The sequence below is a fragment of the Mesorhizobium sp. M0410 genome (assembly GCF_040321435.1).
GTDB lineage: Bacteria > Pseudomonadota > Alphaproteobacteria > Rhizobiales > Rhizobiaceae > Mesorhizobium.
Genome location: NZ_JAMYRN010000001.1, coordinates 54,758 through 76,329 on the forward strand (window position 1 = coordinate 54,758; position 21,572 = coordinate 76,329).

Sequence of the window (21,572 nt, forward strand, 5' to 3'; positions counted from 1 at the left end):
CCTGAATTGCACGTTTCCGGGATTCAAGTGCCGGTCCTGGCTTCCCGCTTCAGCCGTTCGATCGCCATCAGCACACGCTCCGGCGTGGCCGGCGGGTCGAGGCGTGGGCAGATCTTGTGGCCGGCAACGCTCGCCACTGCGTCCGACAGCGCATGCAGCACCGACATTGCGAGCGGAAAGGGCGGCTCGCCGACCGCCTTGGAGCGGTACACCGTCGGCTCGCCTGCTTGCGCCCAGTCGGCCAAAGTCACATTAAAGATCTTCGGCCGGTCCGACGCGAGCGGGATCTTGTAGGTCGATGGCGCATGGGTGCGCAGCCGCCCCTTGTCGTCCCACCACAGTTCCTCCGTTGTAAGCCAGCCCATGCCCTGGACGAAGCCGCCCTCGATCTGGCCGAGGTCGATGGCGCGGTTCAGCGAGCGGCCGGTTTCGTGCAGAATGTCGGTGCGCTCGACGATATATTCGCCGGTCAGCGTGTCGACAGAGACTTCCGAGCACGCGGCGCCATAGGCGAAATAGTAGAAGGGACGGCCCTCGCCCTTGTCGCGGTCCCAATGGATTTTCGGCGTCTTGTAGAAACCCGCCGCCGAAAGCTGGATGCGCGCCATATAGGCCTGCCTGACGAGATCGGCGAAGGCGATCTCCTGGTTGCCGATGCGCACGCGGTTGGGCAGGAACAGCACCTGGTCGCGCGGCACCTGGTATCTCTCGACGGCAAAATTGGTCAACCGGTCCTTGATCTGGCGGGCGGCATTCTGCGCCGCCATGCCGTTGAGATCGGAGCCGGAAGACGCGGCGGTGGCCGAGGTATTCGGCACCTTGCCGGTCGTCGTCGCGGTGATCTTGACCTGATCGAGGTCGATCTGGAACTCTTCCGCCACAACCTGCGCCACCTTGACATAGAGGCCCTGCCCCATCTCGGTGCCGCCGTGGTTCAGATGCACCGAACCATCGGTATAGACATGCACCAGCGCGCCGGCCTGGTTGTAATGGGTGGCGGTGAACGAGATGCCGAACTTGACCGGCGTCAGCGCCAGTCCGCGCTTGATGAAGCGGCTGTTGGCATTGAAAGCATCGATAGTGCGGCGGCGCCTCGCATAGTTGGAACTCGCCTCCAGCTCGGCGACTATGCGGTGGATGATGTTGTCCTCGACCGTCTGGTGGTAGGGCGTGATGTTGCGGTCTGAGGTGCCGTAGAAATTCTTCTTGCGGATTTCGAGCGGGTCCTTGCCGACGGCAAACGCGACTTCGTCGATGACGCGCTCGGCGCCGACCATGCCTTGCGGGCCGCCGAAGCCGCGAAAGGCGGTGTTGGATACCGTATTGGTGTAGAGCGGCGCCGACTGCGCGTGCACCGCCGGCCAGAAATACGTGTTGTCGCAATGGAACAGCGCGCGGTCGGTGACCGGGCCGGAGAGGTCGGCCGAGAAGCCGCAGCGCGCCGCGAACACGAAATCTACGCCCAGAATATTGCCCTCATCGTCGAAGCCGACCTCGTAGTCGACGAGGAAATCGTGGCGTTTGCCGGTGGCGATCATGTCGTCGTCGCGGTCGGGCCGGATTTTTACGGCCCGATGATGTTTCTTCGCGGCGATAGCGGCCAATGCCGCAAACTGATTGCCTTGCGTTTCCTTACCGCCGAAAGCGCCGCCCATCCGGCGGATTTCCACCGTCACCGCGTGGCTCGGAACACCGAGCGCATGGCTGACCATGTGCTGGATTTCGCTCGGGTGCTGGGTCGAGGAATAGATGGTGACGTCGTGGTCCTCGCCAGGGATGGCCAAGGCGATATGGCCTTCGAGATAGAAATGCTCCTGGCCGCCAATGCGCATTTTTCCCTTCAGCCGGCGCGGCGCCGCATTGATCGCAGCCGCTGCGTCACCGCGCTTCAGCGTCAGCGGCGGCGTGACCAGCTTGTCTTTCCCGGGATTGAGCTCGCCGATATCGGCGACGAACGGCAATTCCTCGTATTCGACCTTGGCCAGCCTTGTCGCGCGGCGCGCCTGCTCGCGGGTTTCAGCGATGACACAGAAGATCGGCTGACCGAAAAATTGCACCTTGCCGTCGGCCAGCACCGGCTCGTCGTGACGGCCGGTCGGCGAAATGTCGTTCTCGCCTGGCACGTCGCTCGCGGTCAGCACATCGACGACGCCGGGTGCGGCGCGTACCGCCGAAAGATCCATGCTGGTGATGGTGGCATGCGTCGCCGTCGAAAGCCCAAGGCAGCCGTGCAGCGTGCCGGCCGGTTCCGGCATGTCGTCGATGTAAACGGCCGTGCCACTGACATGCTTGTGCGCGGAATCATGGCGCTGGTCAGTGGCGACGCCGCCGGCGATTTTTTGCGCCTTCAGGTTTGGCGTGGCGTGCTTGTTCATCATGCCGCCTCGTGCCGTGATACCTGGATCGGCGCCCGGGTGCCGGTGGTTTCGGCAAAGAAGCGCAGCAGCAGGTTGCGTGCCGCCAGCGCCCGGTATTCGGCGCTTGCCCGCATGTCGGTCAGCGGGGTGAAATCGCCGGCGTACGCGGCCATCGCCGCCTCGACCGTCGCTTCCGTCCAGGGCCTGCCCAGCAATGCCTTTTCGACGCCAAAGGCGCGCTTCGGCGTTGCCGCCATGCCGCCATAGGCGATGCGCACATCCGCCACCGTGCCATCCTCGGCGAGCTTCAGGAAAAACGCGCCCAGCGCTGCTGTGATGTCTTCGTCGCGGCGCTTGGTGATCTTGTAGACTGCAAATTTCGTCTCGCCGGCCGGCACCGGGACATGCACGGCCTCGACGAATTCGCCGGGCTGCCGGTCCTGTCGGCCATAAGCGATGAAGAAATCCTCCAGCGGGATCGTCCGCCGCTTGTCGCCGCGGCGCAGCGTCAGGCGGGCACCGAGTGCGATCAGCGGCGGCGGCGTGTCGCCGATCGGCGAACCGTTGGCGATATTGCCGCCGATGGTGCCCATGTTGCGCACCTGATCGCCGCCGATGCGATCGAACAGCGGGCCCAGCGCCGGGATGCGTTTCGCCAGCGTCGAGAAGGCCTCGCTATAGGTGACACCGGCGCCGATCGAGATGACGCCCTTGTCCTCGGAAATCCCGCACAGACCATCGAGATTGCCGATGAAAATCGCCGGCGCAATATCGCGCATGTGCTTGGTCACCCAAAGGCCGACATCGGTCGAACCCGCGACGATGGTGGCGCCCGGCTCCTTGATCAGCACGCTGGCCAGATCGTCGGCATCGGCCGGCACGATCAGCCGCTTGTTGCCGGAGCCGATCTCGATGCGCGAACCGTCCTTCATCGCTTCGAGCTTGGCCGTGACTGCCTTGCGCTCCACCGCCAACGGATCCTTTGCCGCCGTGCCGTAGCTGGAGATGGCACGTGCGGCGCGCATGATCGCCTCGTAGCCGGTGCAGCGGCAGAGATTGCCTTGCAGCGCCTTTTCTATTGGCGCGTCCGACGGCTCCGGCGACCGCATCCACAGCGCATAAAGCGACATGATGAAACCCGGCGTGCAGAAGCCGCATTGCGAGCCGTGAAAATCGACCATCGCCTGCTGCACGGGGTGCAGCTTTCCTGCGCCGCCGCGCAGATGCTCGACGGTCACGACATGCGTGCCGTCCAGCGAGCCAAGGAAGCGGATGCAGGCATTGACGCTTTCATAGACCAGTCTGCCGGCCGAGAGCCTGCCGACCAGCACCGTGCAGGCGCCGCAGTCGCCCTCGGCGCAGCCTTCCTTGGTGCCGCGCAGCGAGCGGTCGAGCCGCAGCCAGTCGAGCAGGGTCTGGTCGGGTGCAACCGTGCCGAGCGCGACGTCCTCGCCATTGAGGATGAAGCGGATTTCGTTGCGTGTCTTGATCCCGGCCATCTCAGCTTCCCCGGTAGGTCGAATAGCCGTACGGCGACAGAAGCAGCGGCACATGATAGTGCATCGGCTCGGCCATACCGAAGCGGATCGGCACATGGTCGAGGAAGGCCGGTTCCGCCAGTTTTGTCCCTTGCCCGCGCAGATAATCGCCGGCCGCAAAGACCAGCTCGTATTGGCCGGTGCGGAATTCCGCGCCGGCAAGCAGTGGAGCATCGCAGCGGCCGTCATCATTGGTGACAACCGTTTTCAGATGCGTCCGGGCCTGCCCGTCAAGATGATAGAGCTCGATCGACAGACCGGCCGCCGGTTTGCCGGCCGCTGTGTCGAGGACATGGGTCGTCAAGCGCCCGCCTTCGGCTTTCGACGTTTCCGCCACTGGCTGCTCCATTCCCTGAACGGTCGAACACTATTCATGAATTGTGCGCCAATTAAAGGCGATGCATAAGTCCCGGTCGAGCGGAGCGCGACAAAAACACTTTCAAAAATTTCGGGGGAATGCGCAGGCACTCCTTTCGACTATCCTGATCACAATTTCCGGCAGGAGCGAGAATGCGTTACGAACGAGACATGCGCGGCTACGGAGCCAATCCGCCGGATCCGAAATGGCCCGGCGGGGCGCATGTCGCGGTGCAGTTCGTCGTCAATTACGAAGAGGGCGGCGAGAATTGCGTCCTGCACGGCGACAAGGCTTCGGAGGCTTTCCTGTCGGAGATCGTCGGCGCCGCGCCCTGGCCCGGCCAGCGCCACTGGAATATGGAATCGATCTACGAATACGGCGCCCGAGCCGGCTTCTGGCGATTGCTGCGCCTGTTCAGCGAGGCACAGGTGCCGATCACCTGCTATGGCGTGGCCACGGCCCTGGCGCGTTCGCCCGACCAGGTTGCGGCGATGCAGGAGGCCGGGTGGGAGATCGCTTCGCACGGGCTGAAATGGATCGACTACCGCGACCATACCCCGGAAGACGAGCGTCGCGACATGGAGGCGGCGATCCGGCTGCATTATGAGGTCACAGGGGCGCGGCCGACCGGCTGGTACACCGGCCGCACCTCGATCAACACGGTGCGGCTGGCGGCGGAAGAGGGCGGCTTCGACTATGTGTCGGACACATATGACGACGAACTGCCCTACTGGTTCGAGCATGTGACACCGGACGGGTCGGCGAAGCCGCAGCTGATCATCCCCTACACGCTCGACGCCAACGACATGCGCTTTGCCACGCCGCAGGGCTTCAATTCGGGCGACCAGTTCTTTGCCTATCTCAGGGATAGTTTCGATACGCTCTATGCCGAGGGCAAGGCAGGGCGGCGGCGCATGATGAATATCGGCCTGCACTGCCGCCTGGTTGGGCGGCCGGGCCGGGTCGCGGCACTGAAGCGCTTCATCGACTACGTCAAATCGCACGACAAGGTCTGGCTGGCACGGCGCATCGACATTGCAAAACATTGGCAGGAGACGCATCCGTTCCGGTTGCCGGCGCTGCGCCCGTCGAAAATGGAATTCGAGGCCTTCGTCCACACATTCGGCGGCGTGTTCGAGCATTCGCCGTGGGTTGCCGAGCGCGCTTATGGGCTGGAGCTCGGCCCGGCCCATGACAGTGCCGGCGGCCTGCACAATGCGCTCTGCCGCGTGTTTCGCGCAGCAAGCGAGGCCGAGCGGCTTTCCGTGCTCAATGCCCACCCCGATCTTGCCGGAAAACTGGCGCAGGCCAGAAGGTTGACGGACGAATCGGCCAAGGAGCAAGCTTCGGCAGGGCTCGACGCGCTGACCGAGAAGGAGCGCGAGCTGTTCGCAAAACTCAATGCCGCCTACGTCACCAGTTTCGGTTTCCCCTTCATCATCGCGGTGAAAGGCAGGACCAAGGCGGAGATCCTGGCCGAGTTCGAAGCGCGTATCGGCAACAGCCACGACGTCGAATTCGAAACCGCCTGCAGACAGGTCGAGCGCATCGCGCTGCTTCGTCTCAAGGACATGCTTCCGCAATAGGCCTTGGCTGCCGCGATAGGCCCTGGCTTCCGCAACAGGCTTGAATTTATGGATATGATGAAAATGGCCGAGCGAACCTATTATGCGCCGCAAGGCGGACATCCCGGCCAGAGTGAATTGCTGACCGGCCGCGCTGTGTTCACACAGGCCTATGCCGTGATCCCCAAAGGCGTGATGCAGGACATCGTCACCAGCGCTTTGCCGTTCTGGGATGGGACACGGATCTGGGTGCTGTCTCGGCCGCTGTCGGGTTTTGCCGAGACGTTTTCGCAATACATCGTCGAGCTCGCGCCCGGCGGCGGCAGCGACCGCCCTGAGCTTGACGCCGCCGCCGAAGGTGCGCTGTTCGTGGTCGAAGGCGAGCTATGCGTTTCGCTTGCCGGCAAGAAACATAGCTTAAGGCCGGGCGGCTTTGCCTTCCTGCCGCCGGCGAGCGGATGGACGGTGCGCAATGAAAGCGGTGCCGCCGTCCGCTTCCACTGGATCCGCAAGACTTATGACGCAGTCGACGGCATCGACCAGCCGCAAGCGTTCTTCGCCAACGAACAGGACATCGCGCCGACGCCGATGCCGGGTACCGAAGGCCGATGGGCGACGACGCGCTTCGTCGATCCGGCCGACATGCGCCACGACATGCATGTCACCATCGTCACGCTCGAGCCTGGTGCGGTCATTCCCTTCGCCGAGACTCATGTGATGGAGCACGGGCTCTACGTGCTGGAAGGCAAGGCGGTCTACCGCCTCAACCAGGACTGGGTCGAGGTCGAGGCCGGCGACTATATGTGGCTGCGCGCCTTCTGCCCGCAGGCCTGCTATGCCGGCGGCCCCGGAAAATTCCGCTACCTGCTTTACAAGGACGTCAACCGGCATGCCAAGCTTGGCGGCGCCGGCGTCGCGAGGCGCGCGCCATGACCCGAATCGTCGCCCGGCCGCTGACCCGCGAGACCTTCGCCGAATTCGGCGACGTCATCGATATGGGCAGCGACAACCATTATCCGATCAATGGCGGCAAGGCCGAGCGCTACCACGACCTCGCCACCGCGGAAGCACGAGGGCCGAATGCGCGCGTGCTGATCTCCATGGTGCGTGGCACGCCCTATGAACTGCCGTTGAAGCTGACAATGGTGGAGCGCCATCCGTTCGGCAGCCAGGCCTTCATCCCGCTGTCACCACGGCCGTTCCTGGTCGTCGTCTGCCATGATGGCGAGGAAGGACCTGGCGAGCCGCACGCCTTCATCACCGCGCCCGGGCAAGGCGTCAACTACCCGCGCAATCTGTGGCACGGCGTGCTGACGCCGATCGGCGACGTCCAGGATTTTGTGGTCGTCGACCGCGGCGGCGACGGCTCCAATCTCGAAGAGTGTCATTTCTCGCATCCTTACGAAATCCATCTTCCCGACGGGAGCCGGTGATGACCGACAGTTCGCTGATCGATCGCCTGCTCGATGTCATCGAGCACGACATCGTGCCGAAGACCGTCGAAGGCGTCGCGCACGGCAACAAACTGTTCGGCGCGGCGATCCTGCGCAAGGACGACCGTTCGCTGGTGCTTGCCGAAACCAACAACGAGATCGAAAATCCGCTCTGGCACGGCGAGATGCACTGCCTGAAGCGCTTCTACGAAATGCCTAAGGCCGAACGCGTCGATACCAAGAACGCGATCTTTCTTGCCACGCACGAACCCTGCTCGCTCTGCCTGTCGGCGATCACCTGGACCGGCTTCGACAATTTCTACTATCTTTTCAGCCATGAGGATTCGCGCGACAGCTTCGACATCCCGCACGATCTGAAGATCCTGAAGGAGGTCTTCACCCTCGATCCCGGCGGCTACAATGCCGAGAATGCCTACTGGAGGAGCTTTTCGATCCGCAAATTGGTGCGATCGCTGCCTGAGACCGAACGCCTGCGACTGGAGACGCGGATCGGCAAAATCTCCGCACGCTACGACGAACTGTCCGGCGCCTACCAGGCTAGCAAGGCCGACAACGACATTCCGCTGAGTTGACGCGGATTGACCAGCCGAATTCGTTGGCTGGCCCACGACGCATCGGCAGCGGCTCCATCATGTGGCCGCATGAAAACCGTCACTGAATTCCCGCGCAAGGTCGTTGAATTTCCCGACATGGGGATCATCATGCCGGACGGCTGCCGGCTGTCGGCGCGGGTGTGGATGCCGGCCGATGCCGCCGACGATCCGGTGCCGGCAATCCTCGAACACCTGCCCTATCGCAAGCGCGACGGCACGATCTATCGTGATCAGCTGACGCATCCCTATTTTGCCGGCCATGGCTACGCCTCGATCCGCGTCGACATGCGCGGCAATGGCGATTCCGAAGGGCTGATGGACGACGAATATTCCGAGCAGGAATTGCAGGACGCTTGCGACGTCATCGCCTGGGCGGCGGACCAGCCCTGGTGCAACGGCAATGTCGGCATGATGGGCATTTCGTGGGGCGGCTTCAACTGCCTGCAGGTGGCGTCTAAGCAGCCGCCAGCGCTGAAGGCGGTCATCAGTCTCTGTTCGACGGTCGACCGCTATGCCGACGACATCCACTACAAGGGCGGCTGCCTGCTGATCGAGAATTTCGGCTGGGCCTCGACCATGCTGTCCTATTCGTCAAGGCCGCCGGATCCGTTGCTGGCCGGCGACAACAGATGGCGCGACCTGTGGCTGACCAGGCTGGAGAACCAGCCCTTTCTGGCACCGCTGTGGCTGAAGCACCAATATCGCGATGCCTATTGGAAGCGCGGCTCGATCTGCGAGGACTATTCCGCCATCCATGCCGCGGTGCTGTCGATCGGCGGCTGGCATGACGGCTATCGCAATACGATTTCCCATCTCGCCGCCAATATCGAGGCACCGGTCAAGGGCATCGTCGGCCCGTGGATCCACAAATACCCGCATTACGCCGCGCCCGAACCGCGCATCGGCTTCCTGCAGGAGGCCTTGCGCTGGTGGGACCGCTGGCTCAAGGACATCGACACCGGCGTCGAGGCCGACCCCGCCTACCGCGCCTATCTCATGGACAGCGTGCGTCCGGCGCGCTGGCATCCCGCGCGGCCGGGCCGCTGGGTCGCTGAATCGGAATGGCCGTCACCCAACATCCGGACGCAAGAGGTTGAGCTTATCGCTGAAGGCAATCACGCTATCGTCGCGTCGCCGCAAAACTGCGGCCTTGCCGGCGGCGAATATTTCCCCTTCACCTTCGGCCCGGAACTGCCGGGTGACCAGCGCCCCGACGACGCGCTGTCGGTGTGTTTCGACCAGCCGGTGCTGACCGAAGCGATCGACATTGTCGGTGCTCCCGAAGTTTTGGTCAGAGTCTCGTCGGACCGGCGCCAGGCGAACATCGCGGTTCGGCTGTGCGACGTCCACCCGGACGGAGCGTCGGAGCTGATCTCGTACGGCGTGCTTAACCTTACGCATCGCAACTCGCACGAATTTCCCGAAGCGCTGGTGCCCGGCGAAACCGTCAGCGCCCGGGTGGTGCTCGACCAATGCGCCTATCGGGCGCCGGCCGGCCACCGCTTGCGCGTTGCCATCTCCAACAGCTATTGGCCGATGATCTGGCCGTCGCCGGAGCCGGTCCGGCTCGAATTGTCGGCCGCGACATTGATGCTGCCGCTGCGCCCGCCGGCGACGGGCGATGAGGTCACCTTCCCCGCCCCCGAAGGCGCGACGCCCTGGGCAACGGAGACACTTCGGCCCGCCAATTCCGAACGTCATGTCGATCGCGACGAAAAGACCGGACTGATCACGCTTTCCATCGTCGACGATTTCGGCGAAGTGCGCGACCTGGAGCATGGCCTCACCCACGGGAGCATCGCCAGAGAGACATGGGCGATCCATCCCGACAATCCGCTGTCAGCGTCGGGCAAGACGCATTGGACCCAGACGCTGTCGCGAAATGAATGGTCGATGCGCACCGAAACGTTCGCCGAAATGCGCTCCGACGCGCAAAGCTTCATGGTTAGCGCCAGAATTGAAGCCTATGAAGGCGAGAAACTGGTCTTCGAGCGCAACTTCAAGGAGAAAATCCCGCGCGTACTGCTTTGAGCGCTTATAGCGATTGGTCCAATTGCGACGCACGATTTACGCCACGGCATGTCGCATTCGGTCTTGCTTACCGCTTTCCCTTACGGTCATTATTCTCCCGATCGAAATGAGAAAAAACGACCATAAGGTCGGACCAACAGAGTGAGGAACTTAACATGTCGAACGAACTGGAATATCTGAGCCGGCGCGTTGCGTCCGGCAAGCTGAGCCGTCGCGATTTTCTCGGCCGGGCAGCTGCGCTTGGCGTCACCGCAACCTTCGCCAATTCGCTGCTATCCAGCGCTTCCCGCGCGGCGGGTCCGGTCAAGGGCGGCACGCTGAAGGCCGGCCTGGTCGGTGGCGAGTCCACCAACAGTCTCGATCCGGCGCTGTTCATGACGCAGGTGCCGTTCGCCTTCGGCAAGATGTGGGGCGAACTGATCGTCGAACTGTCTCCTGAAGGCAAGCTCGAGAACCGCATTGCCGAGGAGATCGGCTCGTCGGACGACGCCAAGACCTGGACGCTGAAGATCCGCGATGGCGTCGAGTTCCACAACGGCAAGAAGGTGACCGCAGAGGACGTGGCCGCCACCCTCGAACGCCATTCGGACGAGAAGTCGAAGTCCGGCGCGCTCGGTTATATGAAAGGCATCGAGAGCATAAAGGCCAGCGGCAAGGAAGTGGTGCTGACGCTGAAGGAGCCGAATGCCGATCTTCCCTATCTGCTTAGCGACTATCACCTGATCATCCAGCCGAACGGCGGCAAGGATAAGGCCGATGCCGGTATCTCGGCGGGTCCTTACAAGGTCACCACCAACGAGCCCGGCGTGCGCCATGGCGGCGAGCGCTTCGCCAATTACTGGCAGGGCGACAAGATGGGCCATGCCGACCAGATCGAGATCATCGTCATCAACGACGCCACGGCGCGTACGGCGGCGCTGCAGGGCGGCCAGGTCCACATGATCAACCGCGTCGAGCCGAAGATCGTCGATCTGATCAAGCGTGTGCCCGGCGTCACCATCCGCAACCATTCGGGACCGGGCCACTACGTTTTCATCATGCACTGCGACACCGCGCCGTTCGACAACAACGACTTGCGCATGGCGTTGAAGCTGGCGATCGACCGCGAGGAAATGCTGAACAAGGTGCTGCGTGGCTATGGCTCGCTCGGCAACGACTTCCCGATCAATGCATCGTACCCGCTATTCACCGAGATCGAGCAGCGCAAATACGATCCCGACAAGGCCAAGTTCCACTACAAGAAGTCGGGCCATGACGGTGCCGTCCTGCTCCGGACGTCGGATGTCGCCTTCCCCGGTGCCGTCGATGCCGCACAGCTGTTCCAGCAAAGCGCGGCCAAGGCCGGCATCAAGCTGGAGATCAAGCGCGAACCGGGCGACGGCTACTGGTCGGAAGTCTGGAACAAGCAGCCGTTCTGCGCCTCCTACTGGGGTGGCCGGTCGACGCAGGACCAGATGTACTCTACCGCCTATCTGTCGACGGCCGACTGGAACGACACACGGTTCAAGCGTCCGGATTTCGACAAGATGGTGCTGGCGGCTCGCGCCGAGCTTGACGAGGCCAAGCGCAAGGCAATGTACCACGACATGGCTGTGATGGTGCGCGACGAGGGCGGCCTGATTCTGCCGATGTTCAATCAGTTCATCGACGCGACGGGCGCCAAGGTTGCCGGCTGGGTGGATGATCCGCATCAGGAGTTGATGAACGGATATGCTCTGGCGAAGTGCTGGCTCGAAGCCTGAGCCCGGCCTTGCGGATATGTCCTCACCCATCGTGAAACTGGTGGCCCAGCGCATTGCGCTGGGCATCATCCTTCTATTGGCCGTTTCGGTCCTGATCTTCGCCGGCACCCAGATCCTGCCCGGCGACGTCGCGCAAGCCATTCTCGGGCAGTCGGCAACACCGGAGTCGCTCGCCAATCTGCGCGAGCAGCTCGGCCTCAATGATCCCGCCTACATCCGTTATTTTCGCTGGCTCGGCGGCATCCTGACCGGTGATCTCGGCACGGCTATGTCGAGCGGTCAGGATATCGCAACCTCGATCAAGGGAAGGCTGTGGAACACGCTGTTCCTCGCCTTCTGGGCGGCGATCGTCGCGGTGCCGCTGGCGATCATCCTCGGGCTGATCGCGGTGCGTTACCGCAATGGCTGGGTCGACAAGCTGATCTCGGGACTGGCGCTGGCCTCGACGTCCTTCCCGGAATTCTTCGTCGGCTATGTGCTCGTCTTTTTCTTCGCAGTGCAACATCAATGGTTTCCCGCCATTTCCACCGTCTATGAGGGGATGCCGTTCGGCGAACGCATCCAGGCCATAGCACTGCCGGCGGCGGCGCTGACCCTGGTGGTGCTCGCCCATATGATGCGCATGACGCGCGCTGCGATCCTCAACGTCATGCAGTCGGCCTATGTCGAGACGGCGGAGCTCAAGGGGCTTTCGGCCTTCGCGGTTATCCGCAGGCATGCCTTCCCCAATGCGATTGCGCCGATCATCAACGTCGTCATGCTCAACCTTGCCTATCTGATCGTCGGCGTCGTCGTCGTCGAAGTGATCTTCGTCTATCCGGGTATGGGGCAATACTTGGTCGACCACGTCACCAAGCGTGACGTGCCTGTGGTGCAGGCGGTCGGGCTGATCTTCGCCGCCGTCTACATCAGCCTGAACATCATCGCGGACATTGCGGCAATCGTCGCCAATCCGCGCCTCAGACATCCGAAATGAGGGGGTCGGGTATGCTCGTCATCAAACGCATTCCCATCCCGGCGCTGGTCGGACTGGTGTTGACGGCGCTGTTTGTGTTGGCGGCGATCTTTGCGCCGTGGATCGCGCCGCACGGCAATGCCGAGATCGTCAGCGACGTCCCTTGGGAGCCAATGTCGGCGGCGCATTGGCTGGGCACCGACAATCTCGGCCGCGATCTGTTGTCGCGCATGATCTATGGCGCCCGCATCACTCTGTTCATCGCGGTGCTGGCGACGGCGCTGTCGTTCTCGCTCGGCGCCATCCTCGGCTTCTCGGCAGCGGTTTTCGGTGGCTGGTTCGACACGCTGCTGTCGCGTCTCGTCGATCTCCTAATGTCGATCCCGACGCTGATCATGGCCCTTGTCGTGCTGTCGGTGCTGCCATCCAATCTGGTGACGCTGATCCTGGTCATGGGCGTTCTCGACTCGACCCGCGTCTACCGCCTGTCGAGGGCGGTCGCCGTTGACATCAACGTCATGGATTACGTCGAGGCGGCCAAATTGCGCGGCGAAGGCAGCGGCTGGATCATCTTTCGCGAAATCCTGCCCAACGCGCTGTCGCCGCTGGTTTCGGAACTCGGCCTGCGCTTCATCTATGCCGTGCTGTTCCTGTCGACGCTGTCCTTCCTCGGTCTTGGCGTGCAGCCGCCGGACGCCGATTGGGGCGGCATGGTCAAGGAAAACAAGGATGGCATCGTCTTCGGCATAGGCGCCGCCCTCATTCCGGCGGCGGCGATCGCAGCGCTGGCAATTTCCGTCAATCTCGTCGCCGACTGGGTGCTCAACCGCACGACAAGCCTGAAGGGAGGACGCGGGTAATGGCCGACAAGCAACCGAAGCCCGGGCAACCGAAGCCCGGGCAACCGAAGTCCGGCGTGCTGCTCGACATCCGCAATCTGCGCATCGAGGCCACGGTATATCCGCCGGGCGAGGCGCCGAAGAACATCGTGCTGGTGCACGATGTCTCGCTGACGCTCGAAAAGGGCAAGGTGCTCGGATTGATCGGCGAGTCCGGCGCCGGCAAATCGACCATCGGCCTGTCGTCGATGGGTTACGGCCGCGGCGGCGTGCGCATCACCGGCGGCGAGGTCATCCTCAATGGCCGCGACATCCTGAAGGGCGGCAACGAAGGGTTCCGCAAATTGCGCGGCCGCGAGGTCTGCTATGTCGCGCAATCGGCGGCAGCGGCCTTCAATCCGGCGCACAGGCTGATGGACCAGGTGGTCGAGGCAGCACTCCTGCACGGTACGGCGACGCGGGCCGAAGCCGAAAAGCGCGCCGTGGCGCTGTTCAAGAAGCTCAGCCTGCCGAACCCCGAAAGCATCGGCGAGCGCTTCCCCCACCAGGTGTCGGGCGGTCAGCTGCAGCGCGTGATGACGGCAATGGCGCTGTGCTCGGAACCCGACCTGATCGTCTTCGACGAGCCGACCACGGCGCTCGACGTGACGACGCAGATCGACGTGTTAGCGGCGATCAAGGATGCCATCCGCGACACGCATGTGGCGGCACTCTACATCACCCATGACCTTGCCGTCGTCGCCCAGGTCTCGGACGAGATCATGGTGCTGCGCCACGGCCGGCTGGTCGAATGGGGCGGCACGCGCCAGATCATCAAGGAGCCGCGCCAGGAATACACCAACGCGCTGGTTTCGGTGCATGAGATCGAACATCAGGAGCAGAAGCCCGGCCCGAGCCCGTTCCTGTCGGTCAAGAACATCACCGCCGCCTATGGCCGCAGCCACATCAAGGTGCTGAAGAACGTCTCGGTCGATATTTTCCCGGGCCAGACGCTGGCGGTGGTCGGCGAGTCCGGCTCCGGCAAATCGACGCTGGCGCGCGCCATCACCGGCCTCCTGCCGCCCGAACAAGGCACCGTCACCTTCGACGGACGGCCGCTCGCCAACCGGCTTGCCGACCGGCCGAAGGAGGATCTGCGCCAGTTGCAGATGATCTATCAGATGGCCGATGTCGCGATGAATCCGCGCCAGACGGTCGGCACCATCATCGGCCGGCCGCTGGAATTCTATTTTGGGATGCGCGGGCGCGAGCGCGACAAACGGGTCGCCGAACTGCTCGACAAGATCGAAATGGGTAAAGGCTATGTCGACCGCTATCCGGCCGAGCTTTCGGGCGGCCAGAAGCAGCGCGTCTGCATCGCTCGTTCGCTCGCCGCCAAGCCGAAGCTCATCATCTGCGACGAGGTGACATCGGCGCTCGACCCGTTGGTGGCCCACGGCATACTGGAGCTGTTGCTCGAGCTGCAGAAAGAGGAAAACGTCGCTTATCTGTTCATCACTCATGATCTCGCAACAGTGAAGTCGATCGCCGATTCGATCGCGGTGATGTATCGCGGCGAGGTGGTGCGCTACGGCCCCAAGAGCAAGGTTCTGACGCCGCCGTTCGACGCCTACACAGACCTTTTGCTGTCGTCGGTGCCCGAAATGGAGATTGGCTGGTTAGAGAAAGCGATCAAGGGACGGCGCATGGCCAGCGCGGGGAACTAGCCGGCTGCCCCTTGTGCCCGACGATCCTGTCCGGGCGTGGATTGAACGGCAGGCCCGCCCTGACTTTTCCGATCAAGCCGCATGGAGGCGCCCTTGGCGCTCAACACAAAACTTCTGCTCATCATCCTAGACGGCGTGCCTTACCGGAACTGGCGACGGCTGATGGGCAATCTCGAAGGCTGGGTGCAATCCGGCGACGCGCGCGTGTGGAAGATGCGCTCCGTGCTGCCGTCGACCTCGGCATCCTGCTATGCCTCGATCCACACCGGCGTGCCGCCTCAAGTGCACGGCATCCTGTCCAACGAGAACCGGTTTCGCGTCGAACAGCCGGACATTTTTTCCGAAGTCAGTAGGGCCGGCGGCAAGACGGGTGCGGTCACCCATTCCTACTGGTCCGAATTCTTCCGAGCCTATCCGTTCGACCTGGTTGAGGACATAGAGTTCGACCAGCCGGGCAGGCCGATCAGCCATGGCCGGTTCCACACCATGACCGGCTACAACGCCAGCAACCAGATGACGCCGAGCGACGTCGACCTGTTCGCGACGTTGACCCTGCTGACCAGGCGCTACGGCATCGACTACGGCATCCTGCACAGCTGCACGCTGGACTCGATGGGCCACCGGTTCGGCCATGACTGCCGCGAGATGGATCATGCCGTCTATGCAATAGACGCCATGCTCGCCGGCTTCCTGCCGCGCTGGCGGGAGGCCGGCTACGAGGTGATCGTCACAGCCGATCATGGCCAGACCGATCGCGGCCATCACGGTGGCCACGACGAAGAGATGCAGGATTTCGCACTTTATTACTTCGGATCGGGCGAGGGCCCGGAGGCCAATACGCTGCTCGATCAGCTGCAGCTCGCGCCGACAGTGCTTGCGCGCCTCGGCGTGCCGGTGCCGGTCACCATGAAGGCAAAGCCGTTCCTGAGTTGAGCGCGCGCCCTCTTCTCCCTCTGGCGACGCTCCCGCTCTTCAGTTAGCCTCCGCAAATATACCGGCGGATGCGGTGAACCTTTTTGGGCCGATCAGCGACAGAGCAGGCAGGAGCCAGGCGGCTCGACCGGCGATGACTGCCGCGGAGACCGATCGCGCGCTCGTCGAGCGCGTCGCGAAGGGCGACCGTGCCGCCGTGCGGCTCCTGTTCATGCGCCACCACGCGCGCGTCTACCGCTTCGCCGCACGCCAGACGGGATCGGAACTGATGGCCGACGATATCGCCGACGGTGCCGACACGCCGGAAATCGTGACGATGAAAGAAGACAAGGCCGCTGCCTTGCGACGCTTCATCGATGCCATACCGGAAGAGCACCGTACGGTGATCGACCTTGCCTATTATCACGGGCAATCGGTGAGCGAGATCGGCGAGGTACTCGGCATCCCGGTCGCCAGGTCAAGACCAGGATGTTCTTCGCCCGCAAGAAACTCGGCGAAGCCCTCAAGGCCGCCGGTTACGACAGGGGGTGGCCATGAGCGCCGCTGAAAAGATGTCGCGCCGCGACGAAATGGAAATGCTGCTGCCGTTTTATCTGAACGGCTCGCTGGAGGGCACCGAGCTCGAAGCCATCGAGGAATGGCTGGCAAGCGATCCGGCGGCGATGGCCGCACTAGGCGAGGCCGAGGCCGAATTCTCCGGCACCGCTGCCGCAAACGAGGCAATCCGCCCGCCTGCCGATGCGCTCAGCCGCTTTGCCAAGGCGCTCGATGCCGAGGCCGGCCCCGCCCGCGGGCCGGCGGCATCGTCCTGGCTGGCGCAGGCCTGGAGCCGCTTCATGGCGGCGCCCGCCGGCATTGCCTGGGCCGCGGCCGCGGTGCTGCTGGCCCTGGTCGTCACGCAATCCTTTGTGCAGACCGGCAACAGAGATGGCGATTTCGAGATTGCCGGATCGGACGACGATCTGGCCAAAATGCCGTTTGCCCTTGTGAAGTTCAAACCGGATGCGAAGCTGTCCGACATCGTCGCTTTTCTCGACAAGAACCAGTTGACGATCGCCGGCGGGCCCACCGCCGACGGCGTTTTCCGGCTCGGCGTTCCGGCCAAAACCGCCGCCGACTATCAGAAACTGCTTGGCCTTATTGCCGCCCAGCCTTTCACCGAAGCTGCCCTGGAGGGAAGGAAACCGGCTGATGGCGGCTAAGGCGGTCGTTCGATTGACGGCGACGATTACAATCTTCGCCACGTCTGCCGTCGCACAAACCAACGATCCTAACCTCACCCAGGCGGAGATCGACTGCCTGAACCGGGGACGTGCTGCCGACGCCGACTGCGCCAAGGCGGCTGCTCGGCAACACGCTGGTGCGCTTCGGCATTCCGGATGGCCGCCCGGTCGGCGTCATGCCGTTCTCCCGAAGCCGCTGCATAATGTTGGGCATCAGATATTGGGGGCAAAACTCAATCGGCCGGTTACCTCAAATGACCGATATGGGCTCGAACTCGGTCGCTCAGGGTAATTGAGTTTTGATCCCTAGGCCGGTGCGCCGGCGACCGATCCCCTGACCACCAGGTCGACCGGCCAGACCTCGCCGCGAGCGCCCTCCTCCAAGCCGGAAATCCGCGCCGCCAGCCGTTCGGCGATGCGTGCGCCGGCCAGGCGGATCGATGAACGCGTCGTCGACAGCGGCACCGAAAAATTTTCCGGCTTCAGCCAGGGAAAGACGTCGTCATGGGCGATCAGCGACAGGTCGCCCGGAATGGTCAGGCCGAGATCGCGCACCGCGCGCACCACGCCGAGCGCCATGATCAGGCTGGAGCAGGCGATCGCCGTCGGCGCGTCGCTTTGTTCCAGCAGACGCCTGGCGGCGCGATAACCGTTCTCCTCGGTCATTGTCAGGGAACAGACATGCTGATCACGAAGCACCAGGCCGCTTGCCGCAAGCGCGCGCCGCACGCCGCGCTCGCGATGTATGGCGAAGGTCTCGCGATCGTCGCCATTGATAAGCGCCAGACGCCTGTGACCGAGCTGGACGAGAAGCCGCGCCGCCTCGTGGAAGGCGCCTTCATTGTCGATGTCGGTGAAGGGATAGTCGAAATCGAAGCCTTCGCTGCGGCCGTGGACGATGAAGGGAATGCCGAGCGTATTGACCAGCGCCACCCGGCGGTCGGCCGGCCTCGGCGAGGAGATATAGACCGCGTCGACCTGCCGGTTGGCAACAATGCGGCGGTAGGTCGTCTCCTGGTCGTCGGCATCGGCCGGTGACAGCACCAGGTCGAGCTCGTGCGAACGCGCATAGTCGCCGAGGCCGGACAGGAACTCGACGAAATGCGGGTCGATATCAACGGTCGTTCCCGTCGGCAGCACATAGCCGATCATGCCGGTCTTGCCGGTCGCCAGCCGGCGGGCGCTCGGATTGGGGCGATAGCCATGACGCTTGGCGGCATCGACCACCCGCCGGCGCGTTTCCTCGTTGACTTCCGGGTAGCCGTTCAATGCGCGGCTCACCGTGGTCTGCGAAAGCGCTAGCATGTGGGAGAGCTGCTTGAGGTTCACCGGAGGCCTCCAAACCTCAAAGCGCTTTTAATCTGAAACGATCTGGCCGCGTTGCCGAGCGCAGTGACCATACGCACGGTTCGGACCGGTTTGAAGCCGAATTTGCTGCTGCACCGCCAGAAAACTGTGCTGCAGCGCACTTTTGCCGGCACCCGGCCGGAGAAATTAAATCGATTAGCCTGGCTTCCTCTTGACTCGCGATCAATTCAGTGGCGAGATCAAAAATGACCAAAGCGCTTTGGAAGACTCCACGAAAGGTTGCAGTTCCTTTCCGACTGAGTCACAGTCCTGCGGCGCCGGCGGACGGAATGGAGGTTTCGTTCGGTGTTTGTCACCACTGGGAGGGAATACCGATGAAAAAAATGCTTCTGCTGGGCGCTGCGTTTGCCACGCTCGCCCTGGCCATGCCCGCGCAAGCCGAACTGAAGTTCAAGCCGGGCGAAGATCCCCGTTTCAACTGGGCCAACTACGAAGAGCTCAAGAAGGTCGACCTCAAGGGCGAGACACTGACGATCTTCGGGCCGTGGCGCGGCGAGGACGAAGGGCTTATCCGCACCGTTCTCGATTACTTCTCCGAAGCCACCGGCGCCGAGATCAAGTATTCCTCGTCGGAGAATTACGAGCAGCAGATCGTCATCGACACGCAGGCTGGCAGCCCGCCCAACATCGCCGTGCTGCCGCAGCCGGGCCTGATCCAGGATCTGGCATCGAAAGGCCTATTGACGCCGCTCGGCGACGACACGGCCAACTGGGTCAAGGACAATTACGGCGCGGGCCAATCCTGGGTCGACCTCGGCACCTTCAAGGACAAGGACGGCAAGCCCGGCTTCTTCGCCTTTCCTTATAAGGCCGACGTGAAATCGCTGGTCTGGTACTCGCCGGACAATTTCGAGGAAGCCGGCTACAAGGTGCCGAAGACGCAGGAAGAGCTTGCCGAGCTCGAAAAGAAGATCATCGCCGACGGCGGCACGCCATGGTGCATCGGGCTTGGTTCGGGCGGCGCCACCGGCTGGCCGGCGACCGACTGGGTCGAAGACATCATGCTGCGCACCCAGACGCCCGAGATCTACGACAAATGGGTAAAGAACGAAATTCCGTTCAACGATCCGGCCGTGGTCAACGCCATCGACATTTTCGGCAAGATCGCGACCGACGACAAGATGGTCGAGGGCGGCGCCAAGGCGGTTGCGGCGACCGATTTCCGCGACAGCCCGAAGGGCCTCTTCTCGGTGCCGCCGAAATGCTATCTGCACCACCAGGCATCGTTCATCCCGACCTTCTTCCCGCAAGGCACCAAGATCGGCGAGGATGCCGACTTCTTCTATTACCCGCCCTACGCCTCCAAGCCCGAGCTCGGCACTCCGGTGCTCGGCGCCGGCACGCTGGCCATGATCACCAAAGATAGCAAGAGTGCCCGCGCGTTCATCGAATTCCTGAAGCTGCCGCTCGCTCATGAGATCTGGATGGCACAGGGCGGCTTCGTGACGCCGTTCAAGTCGGTCAACAAGGACGCCTATGCCAGCGACGCGCTGAAGAAGCAGGGCGAGATCCTGGCCAACGCCTCGACCTTCCGCTTCGATGGGTCCGACCTGATGCCGGGCAAGATCGGCGCCGGCGCGTTCTGGACCGGCATGATCGACCTGGTCGGTGGCAAGTCCGCCCAGGACGTCGCCACCGACATCCAGAAAAGCTGGGACGCGATCAAGTAAGCGGCCGGCTCGAGTCCCATGTGATGCGGTCCGGGCCTCAAACGGCCCGGACCTTCTTCGGTGCCTGGCGTCGCGTCGATTGTCGTGAGCACGACGCATTCCGGCATGACGCGCGCCCAGTGACCTGCTTTTCGGCTGGTCGCGCTCCAGACAACTGAATCGGCGCATGATCCCGTCGCCAAAGCCATTCTCGACTGGCGGATCCGTGCGCAGGGGGAGGGACCCATGGCGGCTCAGATTTTTTCGGCGATATTCGTCATCATCATCGGCGTGGGCGGCTGCGTCGCCTATTTCTGGGGTGCCAACAAGGCACTCGACACGATCTTTCCGGCACGCGGCGTTTCCGGCAAGGCGGCGATCGACAATCTGCGCTGGCAGGGGGTGATCCGGCCCTGGCTGTTCGTCGGCCCGGCGATGATCATCCTCACTATCTACCTGATCTACCCGGTGGTGGAGACGCTGAGGCTGTCGTTCCTCGATCGCGGCGGCGCCCATTTCGTCGGCCTGGCCAACTATCAATGGGCGTTCGGCGACCGTGAGTTCCGCAATTCGATCCTCAACAACATCATGTGGCTGGCGGTGGTGCCAGCCGCCTGCACCTTCCTCGGCCTGATCATCGCCGTGCTCACCGACAAGATCTGGTGGGGCACCATCGCCAAGAGCCTGATCTTCCTGCCGCTCGCCATCTCCTTCGTCGGCGCCAGCGTCATCTGGAAATTCATCTACGAGTATCGCGGCGAGGGCCAGACACAGATCGGCCTGCTCAACGCCATCATCCAGTATTTCGGCGGCCAGCCGCAGGTCTGGATATCGCTGCCGTTCTGGAACAACTTCTTCCTGATGGTCATCCTGATCTGGATCCAGACCGGCTTTGCCATGGTCATCCTGTCGTCGGCCTTGCGCGGCATTCCGGAAGAGACGCTGGAAGCCGCCGTGATCGACGGCGCCAACCCCTTCCAGATCTTCTGGAAGATCATGGTGCCGCAGATCTGGGGCACCATCGCCGTCGTCTGGACCACCATCACCATCCTGGTGCTGAAGGTTTTCGACATCGTGCTGACCATGACCAACGGCCAGTGGAACAGCCAGGTGCTGGCCAATCTGATGTTCGACTGGATGTTCCGCGGCGGCGGCGATTTCGGCCGCGGCGCCACCATCGCCATCATCATCATGATAGCGGTCATTCCGATCATGGTCTGGAACATCCGCCAGGCGAACAAAGAGACGGAGGGACATTGAG

At 63.0% G+C, this 21,572-nt stretch carries 17 protein-coding genes and 1 pseudogene; 14 read left to right on the top strand and 4 right to left on the bottom strand.

Annotated features, from left to right (window positions below; genetic code table 11):
- Nucleotides 1-23: 23 nt before the first annotated feature.
- The 3 genes from xdhB to uraH are packed head-to-tail and all read right to left on the bottom strand — an operon-like array spanning nucleotide 24 to nucleotide 4,232.
- Complete coding sequence (xdhB, locus tag NKI63_RS00250) at nucleotides 24-2,375, bottom strand: xanthine dehydrogenase molybdopterin binding subunit (protein ID WP_352505904.1); 2,352 nt, start codon at nucleotides 2,373-2,375, stop codon at nucleotides 24-26.
- Complete coding sequence (gene xdhA / locus NKI63_RS00255) at nucleotides 2,375-3,856, bottom strand: xanthine dehydrogenase small subunit (RefSeq protein ID WP_352505905.1); 1,482 nt, start codon at nucleotides 3,854-3,856, stop codon at nucleotides 2,375-2,377. Before xdhA ends, xdhB begins: the two co-directional genes overlap by 1 nt.
- Before the next feature lies 1 nt (nucleotide 3,857).
- A complete protein-coding gene (gene uraH, locus NKI63_RS00260) occupies nucleotides 3,858-4,232 on the bottom strand; it encodes a hydroxyisourate hydrolase (RefSeq protein ID WP_352505907.1) in 375 nt (124 codons plus the stop codon).
- Nucleotides 4,233-4,405: 173 nt separating this feature from the next.
- Between uraH and puuE the strand changes: the two genes are divergently transcribed.
- The 12 genes and pseudogenes from puuE (at nucleotide 4,406) to NKI63_RS00320 (ending at nucleotide 17,273) form a co-directional block, all read left to right on the top strand.
- The gene (puuE, locus tag NKI63_RS00265) at nucleotides 4,406-5,839 is read left to right on the top strand and encodes an allantoinase PuuE (protein ID WP_352505908.1); all 1,434 of its coding nucleotides are present in this window, start codon (nucleotides 4,406-4,408) and stop codon (nucleotides 5,837-5,839) included.
- Nucleotides 5,840-5,902: 63 nt separating this feature from the next.
- Nucleotides 5,903-6,751: a bifunctional allantoicase/(S)-ureidoglycine aminohydrolase gene (locus tag NKI63_RS00270; protein ID WP_502896203.1), complete on the top strand. Its 849-nt coding sequence runs from the start codon at nucleotides 5,903-5,905 to the stop codon at nucleotides 6,749-6,751.
- Nucleotides 6,748-7,251, top strand: coding sequence for an ureidoglycolate lyase (locus NKI63_RS00275; protein ID WP_352505910.1), 504 nt, complete (start codon nucleotides 6,748-6,750; stop codon nucleotides 7,249-7,251). The genes NKI63_RS00270 and NKI63_RS00275 overlap by 4 nt, the downstream gene beginning before the upstream one ends.
- The gene (locus tag NKI63_RS00280; protein ID WP_352505911.1) at nucleotides 7,251-7,844 is read left to right on the top strand and encodes a nucleoside deaminase; all 594 of its coding nucleotides are present in this window, start codon (nucleotides 7,251-7,253) and stop codon (nucleotides 7,842-7,844) included. The genes NKI63_RS00275 and NKI63_RS00280 overlap by 1 nt, the downstream gene beginning before the upstream one ends.
- Before the next feature lie 69 nt (nucleotides 7,845-7,913).
- Nucleotides 7,914-9,896, top strand: coding sequence for a CocE/NonD family hydrolase (locus NKI63_RS00285; protein ID WP_352686590.1), 1,983 nt, complete (start codon nucleotides 7,914-7,916; stop codon nucleotides 9,894-9,896).
- A 155-nt stretch (nucleotides 9,897-10,051) separates the two neighbouring features.
- On the top strand, nucleotides 10,052-11,638 hold the full coding sequence (locus NKI63_RS00290; protein ID WP_254816007.1) for an ABC transporter substrate-binding protein: 1,587 nt from the start codon (nucleotides 10,052-10,054) through the stop codon (nucleotides 11,636-11,638).
- A gap of 16 nt (nucleotides 11,639-11,654) precedes the next feature.
- On the top strand, nucleotides 11,655-12,614 hold the full coding sequence (locus NKI63_RS00295; RefSeq protein ID WP_352505913.1) for an ABC transporter permease: 960 nt from the start codon (nucleotides 11,655-11,657) through the stop codon (nucleotides 12,612-12,614).
- An 11-nt stretch (nucleotides 12,615-12,625) separates the two neighbouring features.
- A complete protein-coding gene (locus NKI63_RS00300; protein ID WP_254816006.1) occupies nucleotides 12,626-13,453 on the top strand; it encodes an ABC transporter permease in 828 nt (275 codons plus the stop codon).
- Nucleotides 13,453-15,138, top strand: coding sequence for an ABC transporter ATP-binding protein (locus NKI63_RS00305; protein WP_352736838.1), 1,686 nt, complete (start codon nucleotides 13,453-13,455; stop codon nucleotides 15,136-15,138). The genes NKI63_RS00300 and NKI63_RS00305 overlap by 1 nt, the downstream gene beginning before the upstream one ends.
- Nucleotides 15,139-15,231: 93 nt before the next feature.
- Nucleotides 15,232-16,071 (top strand): alkaline phosphatase family protein, encoded by an 840-nt coding sequence (locus NKI63_RS00310; RefSeq protein ID WP_352686584.1) that lies wholly within the window; start codon nucleotides 15,232-15,234, stop codon nucleotides 16,069-16,071.
- Between the two features lie 133 nt (nucleotides 16,072-16,204).
- A pseudogene (locus NKI63_RS00315) lies at nucleotides 16,205-16,608 on the top strand (sigma-70 family RNA polymerase sigma factor).
- Entirely contained in the window at nucleotides 16,605-17,273 is a 669-nt protein-coding gene (locus tag NKI63_RS00320; protein WP_352686581.1) for an anti-sigma factor, read from the top strand. The pseudogene NKI63_RS00315 and the gene NKI63_RS00320 overlap by 4 nt, the downstream one beginning before the upstream one ends.
- A gap of 327 nt (nucleotides 17,274-17,600) precedes the next feature.
- Here the strand turns inward: NKI63_RS00320 and NKI63_RS00325 are convergent, their stop codons facing one another.
- Complete coding sequence (locus tag NKI63_RS00325; RefSeq protein ID WP_031213013.1) at nucleotides 17,601-18,623, bottom strand: substrate-binding domain-containing protein; 1,023 nt, start codon at nucleotides 18,621-18,623, stop codon at nucleotides 17,601-17,603.
- A gap of 353 nt (nucleotides 18,624-18,976) precedes the next feature.
- On the opposite strand from NKI63_RS00325, the gene NKI63_RS00330 reads away from it, so the two are divergent.
- On the top strand, nucleotides 18,977-20,332 hold the full coding sequence (locus NKI63_RS00330; protein WP_352686578.1) for an ABC transporter substrate-binding protein: 1,356 nt from the start codon (nucleotides 18,977-18,979) through the stop codon (nucleotides 20,330-20,332).
- A 225-nt stretch (nucleotides 20,333-20,557) separates the two neighbouring features.
- Complete coding sequence (locus NKI63_RS00335; RefSeq protein WP_352505917.1) at nucleotides 20,558-21,571, top strand: carbohydrate ABC transporter permease; 1,014 nt, start codon at nucleotides 20,558-20,560, stop codon at nucleotides 21,569-21,571.
- Nucleotide 21,572 lies beyond the last annotated feature (1 nt).

Bases quoted from the DNA above. Each gene is read 5' to 3' on its own strand.
- NKI63_RS00290 (WP_254816007.1), top strand. From the start codon at position 10,052: ATGTCGAACGAACTGGAATATCTGAGCCGGCGCGTTGCGTCCGGCAAG.
- xdhA (WP_352505905.1), bottom strand. From the start codon at position 3,856: ATGGCCGGGATCAAGACACGCAACGAAATCCGCTTCATCCTCAATGGC.
- NKI63_RS00330 (WP_352686578.1), top strand. From the start codon at position 18,977: ATGAAAAAAATGCTTCTGCTGGGCGCTGCGTTTGCCACGCTCGCCCTG.
- NKI63_RS00335 (WP_352505917.1), top strand. From the start codon at position 20,558: ATGGCGGCTCAGATTTTTTCGGCGATATTCGTCATCATCATCGGCGTG.
- NKI63_RS00295 (WP_352505913.1), top strand. From the start codon at position 11,655: ATGTCCTCACCCATCGTGAAACTGGTGGCCCAGCGCATTGCGCTGGGC.
- xdhB (WP_352505904.1), bottom strand. From the start codon at position 2,375: ATGAACAAGCACGCCACGCCAAACCTGAAGGCGCAAAAAATCGCCGGC.
- NKI63_RS00275 (WP_352505910.1), top strand. From the start codon at position 6,748: ATGACCCGAATCGTCGCCCGGCCGCTGACCCGCGAGACCTTCGCCGAA.
- NKI63_RS00305 (WP_352736838.1), top strand. From the start codon at position 13,453: ATGGCCGACAAGCAACCGAAGCCCGGGCAACCGAAGCCCGGGCAACCG.
- NKI63_RS00285 (WP_352686590.1), top strand. From the start codon at position 7,914: ATGAAAACCGTCACTGAATTCCCGCGCAAGGTCGTTGAATTTCCCGAC.
- NKI63_RS00280 (WP_352505911.1), top strand. From the start codon at position 7,251: ATGACCGACAGTTCGCTGATCGATCGCCTGCTCGATGTCATCGAGCAC.
- NKI63_RS00320 (WP_352686581.1), top strand. From the start codon at position 16,605: ATGAGCGCCGCTGAAAAGATGTCGCGCCGCGACGAAATGGAAATGCTG.
- puuE (WP_352505908.1), top strand. From the start codon at position 4,406: ATGCGTTACGAACGAGACATGCGCGGCTACGGAGCCAATCCGCCGGAT.
- NKI63_RS00300 (WP_254816006.1), top strand. From the start codon at position 12,626: ATGCTCGTCATCAAACGCATTCCCATCCCGGCGCTGGTCGGACTGGTG.
- NKI63_RS00270 (WP_502896203.1), top strand. From the start codon at position 5,903: ATGGCCGAGCGAACCTATTATGCGCCGCAAGGCGGACATCCCGGCCAG.